The following is a 13,010-nucleotide window of genomic DNA, read 5'->3' on the forward strand; positions in this document are numbered from 1 at the left end:
CATTGAGCTCGGACCGGACGTAGCCAAGTGATTGGTAGTTGCGAGTGCACAAGGCTGCCAACAGCCCAAAGCGGACTTTTTTAACGCTGATAGCCTCTGCCACGGGTGCTTTTCCAAGCTTGTGCTTGAAAAAAGGTCACCCGAAAGCACTCTTTATATCATTGGAATAGAAATGATGCTTGGCCCGATGTGTTTGTGGACTGCGAGCATTGGGCGGCAAGTGAAAGTTGGAATACACCTTTCGTTACACCGCAAACTCCAGACTTAAGACCCGGTAAAGTGTGTCTGTGAGCATTTGTTCACTTTTCGAGTGAGAGCGGTTGGCCAAAATACCTAATTCCTGCCGCGACATTTTTGAATGTCTGGAGCCGCTAACGGTGAGTTATGATATTGAAACCTTCCTCAGATGATGGTGGCACGAAATGCCGGGCAATACGGCGATATTGATCTTCTGTTGCTGCAAAGGCATGCGCTCCTTCTCTGTTGCGCTTTTGCAGCCGACGCAGACAAACCTCATCGGGCAAATCCAAAAAGTGAAGGTGGTGCTGCGCAGCAGTGTCTTTCAACAGGTCGCGCATCCAGGCCCTGTTTTCAATTGTGTTCGCTGGAAAATCGAGAACGACTGAAACGCCAGCCTTCAGCAGGGTCGCTACGTGACGACCCATGACCAGTCGCAGTTTGAAAGCGCAATTCACATAATCCTGCAGGGACTTCATCTGGTCGCCAAAAAGGGCGCTAAGCCATTCATCTTCTGAAATGAGCACGGCCGCGTCTCTTTCCGCCAGTTCCGCTGCCAGGGTTGATTTTCCGGAAGCGACTTTGCCACATAGCAAGTGGAGCGTTGGAATGACCTGTGACATAAAACGAACTCCCGGTTTACCTGATGATCCCTGAGCTAAGTTGGTCCGCGAGTTGATCAAACACCAGTCTGATCCTTCGTGCAGTATGTAACTCGGAGTGCGTCGCCAGCCAAATCGGGAACTTAAACGGCTCGCGGTCGGGAAGCACGCGCTCCACTCCTGGTGTTAAGGCAGCCACATCATCCGACATTACACTTATGCCAAAACCTTGGCGCACCAGTTCCCAGGATACAATCCCGCTTTGTGAGCCAATCCGGAAGCTTTTTCGGGTGACATTTATGCCCGCCGGATCGAGAAAGCCGATCATCGTGTCGATGTCCCCAAACCCGACAAAGTCCAATTTCGCAAGTTCGCTTTCATTTTTTGGCCGTCCCACCTGATCAAGATACGACGGTGCCGCATAAAAATGAGCTGTGGCCTCGGCGACGAGCTTTGCTGTCAGATCAGGCTGCGTCGGACGTACATGTCGGATGGCGATATCAGCCTCACGTCGCTGTATGTCTCGTATGTCATTTGCAGCAACGATGTCTATCTCCAGTCGCGGTGCCGCAAGTCGGATCTTTTTCAGGATAGGCGGCAGTTGATAGGCAGACATCACATCGGACGCGGTAATCCTGACTTGCCCTTCAACAGCTTGCGACTGACTTGTTGCGGTAACAGAAATCCTGTTTGCCACATCCGCCATTTCTCTGACATGCAACAAAAGCTCGGCGCCAGCAGTCGTCAAATTAAGCGACTTTCCGACTCTTTCAAACAGGGTGATGCCAAGCGCCGTTTCCAGCGCAGCAACTTGACGGCCGACAGTGGGTTGAGTTTGCTCAAGAACGCGCGCCGCTGCTGAAAACGAGCCTTCTTCGGCTGTCGCAAGAAAGGACCGTACTTGATTCCAGTCGAAATTGATGGCTTTCCAGTTCATGCATTTATGCATAACACTTCTGCAGATTGCGGCAATTCCATAAATGATTGTTTGGAACTAGAGCATACGGCAACGACCTTGTAAGAGAGTGATGAAATGGCTGCTTTGTCCAAGGATGCCGCGTTCTGGAGCAAAATCTCGCAAAAGTATGCGGCAGACCCAATCCGCAACATGGAAGGGTATCTGAAAACGCTCGAGGTTACGAAGTCGTACCTGAAAGCAGAGGACAACGTACTGGAAATCGGGTGCGGAACGGGTTCAACCGCGCTGCTGCTTGCACCGCATGTTGCCCATATCACTGCCACGGATCTCGCTCCGGGCATGATCGAGATTGCCGATGACAAGCGTGCTAAAGAAGGATTGGAGAATGTCACTTTCAAGGTGGCTGAAGTTCTCGAGCACGGTCTTGATGAAGGTTCTTACGACGTAGTCTTGGCGCATAATTTGCTTCATCTCCTGCCCGATTTGGACAAAGCGCTCCAGCACATTTCTGCGCTAACAAAACCCGGTGGGTTTTTCATATCCAAAACCGTCTGCGCACCTGAGAGCGGTGGTTTCAAATATGCGATGATCAGTCGGGTCGCGATCCCAATTATGCAGGCTCTTGGGAAAGCCCCATTTGTGCATTTTGTGTCTGGTTCAGCGCTTGAAAGGAAGATTGCGTCCGCAGGCTTCGATATCCTTTTTACGTCCGATCAAGCCTCAATGCTCCAGAGCCGCTATATAGTCGCGCAAAAATCTTGAAGTTTTAGTTCGTTCAGCGGCATTCGTTGAACGATCTTTGCGACTCATTGCACGATACTTTCATACTGTATTGAACGGAGTTACTTCGGTCTGCTACCACCTTGAGAAAGCTATTGTGAAAGGCCTTTGTCCGCCGAGCCGTCATTCAGGCCTGGTGCAGCAAATGACTGCTTCGCGCCCAAAGACGACATAGATGACGAACGTAGCAATCGTCGCTCAGGGTCGGAAGCAGACTATCGCTGCACTCGGGGTGAACGGCAGCTTTGCTGAGGAAGTGGAAATCGGTAATCCTCTCACCCACTGAAATGGTTGGCCGCAATGTTGGGCGCACTTTGCTCTTAACACAGGACTTAGGCCAGGCATCAAGCACGCACCAGGTGGCCGCCGTCTACATCCAGCACAGTGCCGGTTAAGAACCCGTTTGTCATCGCCACGATCACTGCTTGCGCGATGTCGTCGGCCTCTCCGACTCGGCCTACGGGCAGGGTGCCACCAACTTGCGCATACATGCCTTCACGTGCTTTTTCCGACATTTCGGCATAGGCTTCAGTCGCGACCATGCCAGGGCTGATGCAATTCACCCGTGCCCGACCAGCCAACTCCAGCGCCAATCCTTTCGCCAGTGCCTCGACTGCGGCATTTACCGCGCCGAGGCCAGTGGCTCCGGCGGATGGGCGACGGCTGAGCACACCGGAAAAGAACGTGATCGAGCCGCCTTCAACCAACACAGGCAACACTTCGCGCGCAGCCAAATAGGGCCCTATAAACTTGGCTTCGAACATGGCGCGCAGATCGTCTGTGGGCAGATCGGTGAACGCACCATGCGCAGCACTTGAAGCTGAGATCACTAGGTGATCCACCGCGCCCAGGGCCCCGACCCATGATCTCACGCCGGCCTCATCAGTTGTATCGACCGGTGCGATCTGCACTCCGCCGCCGATTTCGTCTGCCGCCGCATGCAACTTGGCACCGCTTCGGCTGGCGATAGTGATCTTTGCCCCGAGGGCGGTGGCCATCTTTGCCGTTGCCTTCCCCATACCACTGCTACCGCCGACAATGACAATGTGCTTGCCTTTCAGGGCGGTTTCGAAAACCGTACTCATTGTTATGGCTCCTCGTTTTTGTTGGATTGATCAGTCGATGCTCAGCACCAGCTTGCCGGTGGTTTCACCGGCTTCCAGACGGCGGTGTGCCTCGGCGGCTTCGGCAATAGGCAGAGCCGTGACCTGCGGACGCAGAACGCCCGTCTCAAGCAGATTAAACACTGTGGCCATATCCGCGCTAAATTGATCGGGTCGGTTACCAAAATATGTGTATATGTCGCTGACTCGGATCGAGACGGATTTCTGGAAGTGCTTCGCCAAGTCTTCGGCAAAACTGCCTGATGGCGGGCCGGCAAGGAACCCGAACAGAACTGCAGTGCCCAGAGGCGCCAGCGCATCGAGATCTGATTTCAGAGACTCGCCCGAGATTGGGTTCAGCGTCAGATCCACGCCGCGCCCGTCGGTGAGTTCCATCACCCGCGCAGTAACGTCCTCGGTGCGATAGTCGATGACGTGATCGGCACCTTGATCTTTGGCATACCCAACCTTGTCGGTGCTGGTCGAGGCGATCACTGTCATGCCCAGATGCTTTGCGATGTGCAGGGCCATGGTGCCGACACCCCCGGCTGCCGCGTGAACCAGTACGGATTTGCCCGCCGCAGCGCCGCCCAGATTGACCAGCATGTGATAGGCGGTCATCCCGTTGACGGGGATTGCCGCGGCGGTTTCGAACTTCACGGTATCGGCCAACCGGGTGACATAGGGTGCTGCAATCACCGAATGCGTACCGTATGCACCAGCGCCAATCGGCCCCATCCACGCCACGCGATCCCCCACAGAGAAGCCTTCGACACGCGTACCCAGCGCTTCGACCACTCCGGCCCCTTCGACCCCGGGTACATGAGGCAGATTGGGCATCATCCCCTCAGGCATCTCACCGCGACGGATGATCGTGTCAATAAAATTGACCGCCCCGGCTTTATTGCGGATCAGGATTTCCCCGGCATCAGGGGAAGGGGTCGGCCGGTTGGTCTTGCGCAAAACGTCCGGTTTGCCGGTCTGGGTGATTTCAACGGCGAAAGGCATGAGCTGTCTCCTTCTGTTGCGCAGAAGGTAGAAATCACGCCATCAAATGATAATATTTGATATTGAGAGATATAATCCCAAAAATAGGATAATGATCTATAACGACCTTGCCCTGTTTACTGTCGTCGCCAACCACCTCAGCTTTTCCAAGGCTGCGGACCGTTTGGGCATACCGCTCAGCCGGGTCAGCCGAAGGATCGCAGAGTTGGAAGACCATCTGGGTGCCAAACTGCTCGAGCGGACAACCCGCCAGGTTCGCCTGACGGAGGAGGGCCGTCGCCTTCTGGACCGATGTCAGAACCCGATCGAGGCGTTACAAGGTATTGCGGGTTTTGCCGACGATACCAGACGCCACAGCATCCGCATCACCGCACCTCCGCTGGCTGCACGTACCACCATTGGCCCTCGGCTGTTGGATTTTGCGGAGCAGAATCCGGATGTGGCGCTGGAGATGAACACAACCAACATCATGCTGGACTTCTTTCGCGACAATATCGATCTGGCGTTTCGGGTCGGCCCGCTTACGGATTCCAGTCTTGTCGCGAAACGGCTTTGGTCGGTTCCTTACTGCTTTTGCGCAGGACAAGGATTCATCCAAGAACGTGGGTTGGACGGTCCAGTATCACGGCGTAACTTTCTGGCGCAGCCCGCGCTGACGGCTGGACAGCCCTGGGTGCTAGAGAGTGGGGAAACACTGCATCCGAAGCAGATCGCGCACAGCTTGTCCGACCTTGATGTCATTGCGCAGGCGGCCCGCCGCAATCTGGGTGTTGCGATGCTGCCTATGGATATGATGGACGGTGATTTGCAACGGCTGCAGGTCACAGACGCCAAACCGATGACGCGGGACATGTTCGCCGTCTATCCTGGTCGTCGCCTTTTGCCTGCGCGGGTCAGGAAGCTGATTGATTTTATGACACCCGATTGAACCTACCAATCAATTGCAATGCCATCGCGAAAAAACCCTTCGGTCGGGCCGCCTTTCGGCAAGGTCGCGGCCCAGACAACGCCTTTGGCGCCCTCGGAAATCGGACGTCCTCCACCGCCCATATCCGTCGCAACCCAGCCGGGACACACAGCGTTCACGAGAATGCCTTGAGGTTTCAACGCGGCAGCGGTCTTGAGGGTGAGCGCGTTCAGAGCCGCTTTGGACACGCCATAGCCGGGCGTGCCGGCGGACATATTGGTCAGAGACCCCGCGCCAGATGAGACGTTTACGATCCGGGCATCCGTGCCTCGTTGTAACAGTGGCACCGCTGCGATCGTCGTCTCCCAAGGGCCGAAAAGGTTCGTATCAAACGCGCGGCGAACGCGATCCAGATCGGCGAGGTGGACCTGTTGGTCGGTGTCATAATCCACACCCGCATTGTTCACCAGAACATCGAGACGACCATAGATAGATTCAACCATCAAAAAGAAGGCGGCGGCAACAGAGTCCGGACTTGAAACATCCAATTCCAAGGCTTCCGCCCCATATCCGATCTCATCCGCGGCAGCCTTCCCTTTCGCCAGATCGCGCGCACCGATCAGAACCCTCATGCCGTGATCTCGGGCCAATTGGCGGGAAACTTCTTTACCGATACCGCGATTGGCGCCGGTCACGAGTGCGATGCGCTGACTGGTCATGGTCTCTCCTTCAATTCGCCTCGGCCGCGCGTTGGCCGGCAAGAGCCACAAGCCCACGGTCACCGGATTCCCAGATTGCCGTCATGGTCATTGATGTGACAACCCAGCGATCGTCTGATTTTTCAAGCTCATAGTCATAGCGGCCGCCCAGCACCCACAAGCCGTCATCAAGACGATGGGTTGCTGTGAAATCAGCCTGTGCCGTGGCGGATGTATCGGACAGAGAGGTGATCGTATGATTGGTCACCATATGATGCGTCGCGTCGAAACCGGGCAAGAAAGCGGACCAACCCGCCACAAGCTCATCTGCGGGTTGTGTAACCGGGTTTCCGCCCCAGAGGCTGGTGTAATCCGTCGTGACGGTATCGGCAAACGCGTCGCGTACGCGGGTCCAATCGTGGCGGTCAGCACCTGCTGCGATGTCGGTGATGGCGGTCGAGATATCCGTCTGTTGTTCAGCAAGAGCCGCGGTTCCAATCATGGAAACGGCAGCAAGAGTCGATGTGAGTTTTCTACGCATGAGGATGCTCCGAATAGATGAGGGTGGACGCCGATCGATTACTCGGCGTCCGGAAGGGTTTATTTGCTCGAACCGGCGCGGAAGTGGTCAGCGACGGTATCTGCCGCACGGGTGACATCCTCGGGGTTGTCGTAGAAATCGAACTGCGTGACATCTTCCAGCCATTGCGCCGTCGCTTCGCCTGCGAGACCGGCAAGGAAGGTCTGTACGCCTTGCGGGATCGCCGCGCTTTCCGAGTGCACAATAGCCAGTGCCTTATCCAATCGCTGCGGATTGTCGGCGGGATGATAGGTCAGCCAGCCTTCCCAGCCTGCATTGTTCCACTTGTCATCATATTCCGGGATCGCGCCACGGTCGGCCTCATAGTAGTATCCGCCGATCGGCATCAGCACGCCCTCTGCACCCTCGGGGCCTGCCGCCGGAATGATCTGGCCACCAGCGGCCTCGGCGGCGTGGGACACCTCAATCAGCCCTGCGACACCTTCTGCACCGCCATAGACCGCCTCGACGATCTCTTCATTCTGCAACCATGGTGCAACCAAGCCCAGCCGCTGAACCAACGGATTGCCGGAAACCGCATCGACCATGTACCCGGCCGAAGCGCAGATCCCCAGACCGTTGATATGATCGGCGTCCACTTCGGGCAGGGTCGCGACGAATGCGATGGCAGCTTTGATGTCCGATGTCTTGGCCTCGGGGCTTTCTACGAAGCGCACGTTCTTCGGCAAATCGCCCGATTTGCCCCAACCGCGGAAATCAAAGGTGAAGGCGGCAAAGCCGCGCTCGGCCATCTCGCGGGCATAGTTGGCGGGCATCTGTTCCTGAACCGATGTCCATGCTCCGGTCACGACGACCGTCGGCAGCGGTTCTGATCCGCGCTCTTCCGGTAGGTACAGCGTGCCGGACAGCATAGCGCCTTCGTTCTCGAAGGTAACGGCGCGGGTTTCAACCTGCGCGACGGCTGCTGTTGATGCCATAAGCGCAGCGGCGGTGTTCAGGGCGAGGGTGTTCATAGCGGTATCTCCCAAAATCTGTCTGGATGGGCGCAAGCCCGATGACAGTTGAGATACGCTGCTGGCGGCAGCGATACTTGCACCGGACTGCCACGTTTTTGAACGATCCTGCTTTAGACAGCATTCGCCGCGCGGAACGCGCGCGGTGTCTGTCCCACCACCTGTTTGAAACTGCGCGTAAAATGCGCCTGGTCCGAGAACCCACAGGCCAAAGCGATATCACCCAAAGGGCGCGCGGGGTCTTCGATCATCTTCATCGCCTGCTCGACCCGGTAGGCCATGACATATTGCATAGGGGTCGAGCCCAGCGTTTCCTTGAATACCCGCGCGAAACGCGAAGGGCTCATGCCCGCCTCGTGGGCCAGTTGATCGACGGTGATTGTCTGATCCAAACGGTCCTGCACATAGGCCAGCACCCGTTGATAGTGCTGAGATGAAAAACGCGCGGACAGTTCGACCTCTTCAGCACGGCGTTTGCCGTATTTCTGCAGCAGTTTGACCAGAAATACCCGGCTCATTGCCTCGAACATCACCGCCGAGGACATATCGTCTGTTGCAAGCGCGTCGCGCAGAATGACGCCAGCAGCACACAAGTCGGGATCGGAAAACTGCGGCTGATCGTGAAACTGTTCCGGCGCCAACAACGTGCCAAGCTCAGTTTGGGCAAAGCGCTGAACCTTGTCTGGATGCAAGGTGACCACAATAACGTCGGACTGACCGTACCACCGCCACCCCGACCTCATGCCTGCTGGGGTCACGATTACCTCGTCCTTACAAAAGGTGAAATCCCGCAGCGTGCCGTCCCGCCAGTTTTGCACGCGATGCCCCTTTTCCTGCAGGTTCAAAAGGACATGGTGTTCCGCAAACACCTCCTCTGGCATCCGATCAGGTTCGGCCCGAAAATAACGCACTGACATCAAACCAGCCGCCGAAGGGCGCTGCATCGCATCGCTGTTCAGCAAAGGTTCTGACGGGTAGATATCAGCGTATCTTAGGGGCAATAAGCGGCTCCAGCTTGCAATACTCGATATGTTAGGTCTGCGCGTGCAAGGTCAAACAGGTTGCCGGCGCTTTATGTGGTCGATGAATAACCTCAAGGGCATCATAGATTTATACTCGCGCGGGAAATACATGAAAATTCCTGGGGTGGGGGCCAAATGGTCATCCAGAACCGGCTGCAACTCTCCTGCAGCGATCTGCGTGTCGACATAGGCTTTGAACGTATAGGCCAGTCCCAGTCCTCGCTTGGCCAGATCGACAGAAGCTGGAAGAGCGTTCGCGATCAGATTGCCTTGCACATCGACAGAGTACTCCCCTTCGCTCGATTGAAAACTCCATGGCGCAATCTGACCTGAAGACTGAAACCTGTAGCGGATGCAGTTATGCCCAAGTAGATCACGCGGCGTTTCCGGGATACCCCGTGTTGCAAGGTAGTCCGGGCTAGCGACAACGGTCACCGGAAGCGGCGGGGTCAACCGCACCGCCACCATGTCTTGCGCCACACGATCCCCCAGACGGAATCCAGCATGCAACTCCTCGCCGAGTATGTCTGACAGCGCATCGGTCAGCGACAGTTCTAATTCGATTTCGGGATACGCGGCACAAAAACTCTTGAGGATCGGGCCAACATACAGGTGATAGGCGAATTCCGGCATCGCCAGTTTCAACGTGCCCCGCGCGGCGTGACCGGTGCTGCGGGCACTTTCGACTGCTTCGGAGAGTTGGTCAAAGGCAGGCCCCGCGCCACGGATCAGGGCGCGTCCGGATTCTGTTAAGCTGATTGAGCGGGTCGTCCGGACAAAAAGCGCGGTGCCCAGCTGTTCTTCCAGCGCTTTCAGCTGATGGCTGACGGTCGATGGTTTGATGCCCAGCACCTCTGCCGCAGCACGCAACGACCCATGGCGCGCGATGGCGGTAAAGATCTCGAGGGTGGAAAGTGGCAGGCGCATCGTGTCCCCGAATTACTCCATTATTAGATTTTATACATGAAAGAGGTGAATAAAGAGTGAATTATCACTTATCGCCGGAGTTATTATCTTCGTGTCATCGCAGCCCAGAAAGCTGTCACCACGTATTCAGGAGGACACAAGATGAACAGTCTGACCAAAGTTGCTGCCCTCACCGCTGCCTTGATCGCAGGAGATACCGCCATGGCCGCATCCCCCGAAGACAATATCAAAGTCGTACAGGACTTCTTTGCCGCCTATGGCACCAGTGATCTGGACGGCATCGCAGCCGTGATGGACGAAAACGTCAAATGGCACATCCCAGGCCGCCACCCCTTGTCCGGAACTAAGATTGGTCGTGATGAGGTGCTGGCCTTCTTCGAACAACTGGGCACAGCCGGATTTCAGGCTGAACCCATCTATTTCGGAGCGGACGAGACCCATGTGGTTGATATCCACCGTGGCTGGTCGAACGCAGACGGCAAACCGAATGTCGATACCACATGGGCCCTCGTCTATCGGATCGAGAATGGCAAGATCGTCGAAGCAACCAACTTGTCCGCCGATCAGGATGGGGCAAACACGTTTTTCTGGTCCCAATACTCGCTGGCTCCGGTCCCTGAGCGACTGGCCAAGTAAACGATCAACAGGTGTTTCAAGTGCCCGATTACCCCGAAATCCGCAGTTTCATCGCAGACTGGTTTGCCCGATTTGACAGGCTGGATCCGATCGGAGAATTCCTGCCTGATCTCCACCCAGACGTGCACTGGGACATGCCTGACGTCGACACCACACTCAGCGGGCATGACCGCGTGCGGGCCTGGTATCGTGGCGTGCTTGAGACTTTGCAGCGCCCAACCGAGCATCACGTTAGCAAGGTTTCAATTAAGCCCGGTGCCGCACAGTTCGAAGTTCTGTTTCGCGCCACGACCGTGGCCGGAGAGCACATCGAAGCTCGCGTTCAGGAAAACTGGCGCTTTGAAACCCGACCCGATGGCCGCCCGCTGATCACCCAATATTCCGCAAAATTGCTGCAAGAGGCAGAGACATGAAAACCCTCGTACTCACCGCTCACCCGAACCTAAGCAAATCGCGCATCAACCGCGCATGGTTTGATGCACTTTCAGAAGCCGCCGACGTGACGACCCGTGATCTGACTGCCATCGGCGGCAGTGAGATGCGCTTTGACATCGAAGCCGAACAGGCCCTCTTGCTGGCCCATGACCGGATCGTGTTCCAGTTTCCATTCTACTGGTATTCAGCACCCCCGGTGATGAAAGCTTGGATGGATCAGGTGCTGAACTATGGTTTCGCTTATGGGCCCGGCGGTGACCAACTGAAAGGGCGTGAGTTCCTGATCCTTGTTTCGACTGGAGGCCCCGAGCACAGCTATCACGCAGGTGGTTACAACAACTTTACCATGGCCGAGTTTCTGAAACCGTTCCAACAGACGGCGGACCTGGCCGGAATGACGTATCTAAGGCCGTTCGTGGCCCACGGTATGGCCGTGGCCACCCAAGAACAGATTGACGAGAACGTGCCCCATATGCTGGCCTATTTGAGCGACCCCGAACTGGACCCCAAGGTGAGACAGGCCCGTTTGCTCAAACAATTGGAAGACGACCCCTCACTGGCAGCGGCAGTAAGCTGAGGCCGACCTCTCCTGCGCCCGGCAGAAAAACATGGGGTTTTCAGCCGGCGCGGGTTTTCTAACGACCAATGACGGGTAAACTATCAGCGCGGAACAAGAGTGTGAGAGCCCAGTGACCGAGATTGATCGCCTGAACCACTGGTTGATTTCCGATGGTCGCCTGCTGGGCGACGAGAGGCTCATCGTCAAAGGGTATTGCGAAGGATTGACCGCGCTTGGCGTACCTTTAGCCCGCGCAAGGATCGCACAGAATTACTCTAACCCTTTGCTCAGCGCGTGGGGGATCATCTGGACACCCGAGGAAACCCGCCGTTACACCGTACCGACCACGGTTTTGTCGACCAGTGCGTGGCAAGGCAGTCCGTTCGAATATGTCGTCACCCAGCGGCGCCCATTGCGCAAGCGTCTGACCGATCTCGATGTCCAGGCAGAACATCCGGTCTATGCCGAGCTGGCCGAAGCAGGCGCCACCGATTTTCTGGCCATCCCGCTAGAACATGGAAACGGCTCGGTTCAGGGCACTAGTTTTACCTCTAGCGCAGATGCTGGGTTTTCGGACTCGCATATCCGATACATCGAAGACACGCGATACGCACTTGCCGCTGCTTTGGAACCCATTGCGATGCGCCAGTCGCAAAAGAGCCTTCTTCAAACCTATCTGGGGCACGGCCCCGCAGAAGAAATCGATCAGGGGCACATAAAGCGCAACGAACACAGAACAGTTTCTGCTGCAATCCTGTTTGCGGATCTGCGCGGTTTCACTGAGAAAGCCTCATCCTGGTCCGAAAGCGACTTGCTTTGCATGATGGGTGAGTATTTCGAGATGGCGGTGTCACCTATCCAGGACAATGGGGGTGACGTTCTCAAATTCATGGGGGATGGCATACTCGCTGTTTTCAACGTTGATGACGATGCGGCAGCCTCGTGCAGATCTGCGGTACAGGCGGCAGAACAAGCTCTGGCCAATCTGCGCGACTACAACGATGCAGCAGTCGAAAAGAAAAAAGAGCCAATCAAATTCGTAGTCGGCATTGATTTCGGTCGCGTCACCTTTGGCAACATCGGCAGTCCGGACCGCTTGGATTTCACGGTCGTCGGTCAGGCCGTGAACGTGGCCAGTCGGGTTCAGGACCTGTGTAAGAAACTGGACGAAAAGATATTGGTGACAGAGAGCGTCGCCAGGCACATGGCGCATAGTATCCAGTCAACTGGCTATCATTCTGTTCGCGGTTTGCCCGAGGAAATCGAGGTGTTTAAGACCCGAGAGAAACGCTCCTGAAATCAACTAAACGGCGAACTCAATTGTTATTTTCGTGCCGATCGCAAGAATAAATCTTTTCGCGGGGAAGGTAGCTATTTCTGCACTTTGATACCAGTCGGTGGAAGGAAGAAAAAAGCACAGGTTGGTCACGTGCCTCTGGATTCAGTTGAAATACCAATTTCTGTTTCAGGTGATGTTAAACCCCTGAATCGGGTCAATAGAGAATGACCGCAGCGCACCCGTGGTGTGATTTCGCTGATGGTGATGTGTGCAAGGCAGACGTAAAGGGGAACCGCAGCTTCGTTCCCCGGCGCTGGCCTACTACAACACAAAATCTCAGAGAA

15 protein-coding genes are annotated in these 13,010 nt (G+C 55.9%); 6 read left to right on the forward strand and 9 right to left on the reverse strand.

The genetic code is table 11. The annotated features are described in order from the left end of the window. Positions 1-371: 371 nt before the first annotated feature. A complete protein-coding gene (locus tag GOW92_RS15780) occupies positions 372-920 on the reverse strand; it encodes an AAA family ATPase (RefSeq protein ID WP_368040298.1) in 549 nt (182 codons plus the stop codon). Then, the gene (locus tag GOW92_RS15785; protein WP_170561618.1) at positions 877-1,776 is read right to left on the reverse strand and encodes a LysR family transcriptional regulator; all 900 of its coding nucleotides are present in this window, start codon (positions 1,774-1,776) and stop codon (positions 877-879) included. Before GOW92_RS15785 ends, GOW92_RS15780 begins: the two co-directional genes overlap by 44 nt. A gap of 96 nt (positions 1,777-1,872) precedes the next feature. On the opposite strand from GOW92_RS15785, the gene GOW92_RS15790 reads away from it, so the two are divergent. Next, entirely contained in the window at positions 1,873-2,520 is a 648-nt protein-coding gene (locus GOW92_RS15790) for a class I SAM-dependent methyltransferase (RefSeq protein ID WP_170561620.1), read from the forward strand. 362 nt (positions 2,521-2,882) lie between these two features. On the opposite strand, the gene GOW92_RS15795 is transcribed toward GOW92_RS15790, so the two are convergent. After that, on the reverse strand, positions 2,883-3,623 hold the full coding sequence (locus tag GOW92_RS15795) for an SDR family oxidoreductase (RefSeq protein ID WP_170561622.1): 741 nt from the start codon (positions 3,621-3,623) through the stop codon (positions 2,883-2,885). Between the two features lie 30 nt (positions 3,624-3,653). Further along, on the reverse strand, positions 3,654-4,649 hold the full coding sequence (locus tag GOW92_RS15800; RefSeq protein ID WP_170561623.1) for a quinone oxidoreductase family protein: 996 nt from the start codon (positions 4,647-4,649) through the stop codon (positions 3,654-3,656). A gap of 91 nt (positions 4,650-4,740) precedes the next feature. Here GOW92_RS15800 and GOW92_RS15805 point away from each other — a divergent pair, with 91 nt between their 5' ends. Further along, positions 4,741-5,577, forward strand: a complete 837-nt coding sequence (locus GOW92_RS15805) for a LysR family transcriptional regulator (protein ID WP_170561625.1) — start codon at positions 4,741-4,743, stop codon at positions 5,575-5,577. Between the two features lie 2 nt (positions 5,578-5,579). Here the strand turns inward: GOW92_RS15805 and GOW92_RS15810 are convergent, their stop codons facing one another. The 5 genes from GOW92_RS15810 to GOW92_RS15830 all read right to left on the reverse strand — a co-directional run bounded on the left by GOW92_RS15810 (position 5,580) and on the right by GOW92_RS15830 (position 9,757). Next, positions 5,580-6,275: an SDR family NAD(P)-dependent oxidoreductase gene (locus GOW92_RS15810; protein ID WP_170561627.1), complete on the reverse strand. Its 696-nt coding sequence runs from the start codon at positions 6,273-6,275 to the stop codon at positions 5,580-5,582. 10 nt (positions 6,276-6,285) lie between these two features. After that, positions 6,286-6,795 carry a nuclear transport factor 2 family protein gene (locus GOW92_RS15815; protein ID WP_170561629.1) on the reverse strand — a complete coding sequence of 170 codons (510 nt, stop codon included), beginning with the start codon at positions 6,793-6,795 and terminating at the stop codon, positions 6,286-6,288. Between the two features lie 59 nt (positions 6,796-6,854). Next, entirely contained in the window at positions 6,855-7,808 is a 954-nt protein-coding gene (locus tag GOW92_RS15820) for an alpha/beta hydrolase (protein ID WP_170561631.1), read from the reverse strand. 113 nt (positions 7,809-7,921) lie between these two features. Next, entirely contained in the window at positions 7,922-8,809 is an 888-nt protein-coding gene (locus GOW92_RS15825) for an AraC family transcriptional regulator (RefSeq protein WP_170561632.1), read from the reverse strand. Positions 8,810-8,860: 51 nt separating this feature from the next. Then, positions 8,861-9,757 carry a LysR family transcriptional regulator gene (locus GOW92_RS15830; protein WP_170561634.1) on the reverse strand — a complete coding sequence of 299 codons (897 nt, stop codon included), beginning with the start codon at positions 9,755-9,757 and terminating at the stop codon, positions 8,861-8,863. A gap of 141 nt (positions 9,758-9,898) precedes the next feature. Here GOW92_RS15830 and GOW92_RS15835 point away from each other — a divergent pair, with 141 nt between their 5' ends. The 4 genes from GOW92_RS15835 to GOW92_RS25360 all read left to right on the forward strand — a co-directional run bounded on the left by GOW92_RS15835 (position 9,899) and on the right by GOW92_RS25360 (position 12,684). Further along, positions 9,899-10,393 (forward strand): nuclear transport factor 2 family protein, encoded by a 495-nt coding sequence (locus GOW92_RS15835; RefSeq protein WP_217356556.1) that lies wholly within the window; start codon positions 9,899-9,901, stop codon positions 10,391-10,393. A gap of 20 nt (positions 10,394-10,413) precedes the next feature. Beyond that, positions 10,414-10,806 carry a nuclear transport factor 2 family protein gene (locus GOW92_RS15840; protein ID WP_170561636.1) on the forward strand — a complete coding sequence of 131 codons (393 nt, stop codon included), beginning with the start codon at positions 10,414-10,416 and terminating at the stop codon, positions 10,804-10,806. Beyond that, positions 10,803-11,405, forward strand: a complete 603-nt coding sequence (locus GOW92_RS15845; RefSeq protein WP_170561638.1) for an NAD(P)H-dependent oxidoreductase — start codon at positions 10,803-10,805, stop codon at positions 11,403-11,405. The genes GOW92_RS15840 and GOW92_RS15845 overlap by 4 nt, the downstream gene beginning before the upstream one ends. A gap of 112 nt (positions 11,406-11,517) precedes the next feature. Continuing rightward, on the forward strand, positions 11,518-12,684 hold the full coding sequence (locus GOW92_RS25360; RefSeq protein ID WP_170561640.1) for an adenylate/guanylate cyclase domain-containing protein: 1,167 nt from the start codon (positions 11,518-11,520) through the stop codon (positions 12,682-12,684). Positions 12,685-13,010: the final 326 nt, after the last annotated feature.

This window comes from Ruegeria atlantica (genome assembly GCF_013032505.1).
Taxonomy (GTDB): Bacteria; Pseudomonadota; Alphaproteobacteria; order Rhodobacterales; family Rhodobacteraceae; genus Ruegeria; species Ruegeria atlantica_F.

Coding starts and splice junctions, on each gene's coding strand:
- GOW92_RS15785 (WP_170561618.1), bottom strand. CDS start 1,776: ATGAACTGGAAAGCCATCAATTTCGACTGGAATCAAGTACGGTCCTTT.
- GOW92_RS15790 (WP_170561620.1), top strand. CDS start 1,873: ATGGCTGCTTTGTCCAAGGATGCCGCGTTCTGGAGCAAAATCTCGCAA.
- GOW92_RS15795 (WP_170561622.1), bottom strand. CDS start 3,623: ATGAGTACGGTTTTCGAAACCGCCCTGAAAGGCAAGCACATTGTCATT.
- GOW92_RS15800 (WP_170561623.1), bottom strand. CDS start 4,649: ATGCCTTTCGCCGTTGAAATCACCCAGACCGGCAAACCGGACGTTTTG.
- GOW92_RS15805 (WP_170561625.1), top strand. CDS start 4,741: ATGATCTATAACGACCTTGCCCTGTTTACTGTCGTCGCCAACCACCTC.
- GOW92_RS15810 (WP_170561627.1), bottom strand. CDS start 6,275: ATGACCAGTCAGCGCATCGCACTCGTGACCGGCGCCAATCGCGGTATC.
- GOW92_RS15815 (WP_170561629.1), bottom strand. CDS start 6,795: ATGCGTAGAAAACTCACATCGACTCTTGCTGCCGTTTCCATGATTGGA.
- GOW92_RS15820 (WP_170561631.1), bottom strand. CDS start 7,808: ATGAACACCCTCGCCCTGAACACCGCCGCTGCGCTTATGGCATCAACA.
- GOW92_RS15830 (WP_170561634.1), bottom strand. CDS start 9,757: ATGCGCCTGCCACTTTCCACCCTCGAGATCTTTACCGCCATCGCGCGC.
- GOW92_RS15835 (WP_217356556.1), top strand. CDS start 9,899: ATGAACAGTCTGACCAAAGTTGCTGCCCTCACCGCTGCCTTGATCGCA.
- GOW92_RS15845 (WP_170561638.1), top strand. CDS start 10,803: ATGAAAACCCTCGTACTCACCGCTCACCCGAACCTAAGCAAATCGCGC.